The sequence below is a fragment of the Tepidimonas sp. genome, from assembly GCF_046292505.1.
Taxonomy (GTDB): Bacteria; Pseudomonadota; Gammaproteobacteria; order Burkholderiales; family Burkholderiaceae_C; genus Tepidimonas.
In genome coordinates this window covers 1-997 of the sequence record NZ_JBKBQX010000130.1, presented here as the reverse complement: position 1 = coordinate 997, position 997 = coordinate 1, and the positions used below count along the sequence as shown (strand labels likewise).

Sequence of the window (997 nt, the reverse complement as noted above, 5' to 3'; positions counted from 1 at the left end):
CGTCCCGCACCGGTTGTCCGGCTACTGGCGGGCTCTGCAGCAAGCGTGGCGCACGGCCGAACACCCGCTGCAGGCCGCGCTGTGGGCCGAGGCGTGGGCCGAACGCACCCGCGCGGTTTTTGCCCGCCCCTCGGGCCAGCCCGCCACCGCGGCGATACACTCGCGGCCATGAACACCGGCTCGCCGGCCGGCGGCGACGCGGGCACCCATCCGCGCCCCACGGTCATCCAACTGTCGATCAAGGAAAAAGGCGCACTCTACGCGGCCTACATTCCCTTGTTCACCGAGGGGGGCATCTTCGTGCCGTCCTCGCGCCAGTACACGCTGGGGCAGGATGTGTACGTGCTGCTCACGCTGCCCGAGGACCCGCAGCGCTATCCCATCGCCGGCAAGGTCGCCTGGATCACGCCCGCTGGAGCGACGGGATCACGCACGCCGGGGATCGGGGTGCGCTTTCCGGCGGATGACAAATCCCGCGCACTCCGCGCCCGGATCGAGGAAATCCTGGGTGCCCACCTGGCTTCCGACCGGCCGACCCAGACCCTTTGAACCAACAGCTGCCACCGCAATCGACGGGCGGCCCCCCAAGCACTCCCATTTGCATGTTCACCGACTCCCATTGCCATCTGGACTTTCCCGAGCTGCAGGCCCAATACCCCGAGATCCTGGCGGCGATGCGTGCCACCGGCGTGCTGCGGGCGCTGTGCATCTGCACCACCCTGGAAGGCTTTGACGCCGTACACCGCTTGGCCCTCGACGGTGCGGGCGCTGCCCCCCAGTTGTGGGCGACGGTCGGCGTGCACCCGGACAACGAAGGGGTGCGCGAGCCCACCGTGGCCGATCTGGTCGAGCGCGCCGCGCTGCCGCAGGTGATCGGCATCGGCGAAACGGGGCTGGACTACTACCGGCTGGGCGAGCGGACGGTGGCCGACATGGCATGGCAGCGCGAGCGCTTTCGGATCCACATCCGGGCCGCTCGCCAGACCGATCTGCCGCT

At 69.7% G+C, this 997-nt stretch carries 2 protein-coding genes; both read left to right on the top strand.

From position 1 onward, the window contains the following. The first annotated feature begins 168 nt into the window (after positions 1-168). Positions 169-549 carry a PilZ domain-containing protein gene (locus ACK4TH_RS12230; protein WP_409626841.1) on the top strand — a complete coding sequence of 127 codons (381 nt, stop codon included), beginning with the start codon at positions 169-171 and terminating at the stop codon, positions 547-549. A 53-nt stretch (positions 550-602) separates the two neighbouring features. Beyond that, positions 603-997, top strand: a 395-nt coding sequence (locus tag ACK4TH_RS12225; protein WP_409626839.1) for a TatD family hydrolase, incomplete at its 3' end; no start/stop codon positions are given.

Excerpts from the sequence above, each read along its gene's own strand:
- ACK4TH_RS12230 (WP_409626841.1), top strand. The coding sequence starts at position 169 with ATGAACACCGGCTCGCCGGCCGGCGGCGACGCGGGCACCCATCCGCGC.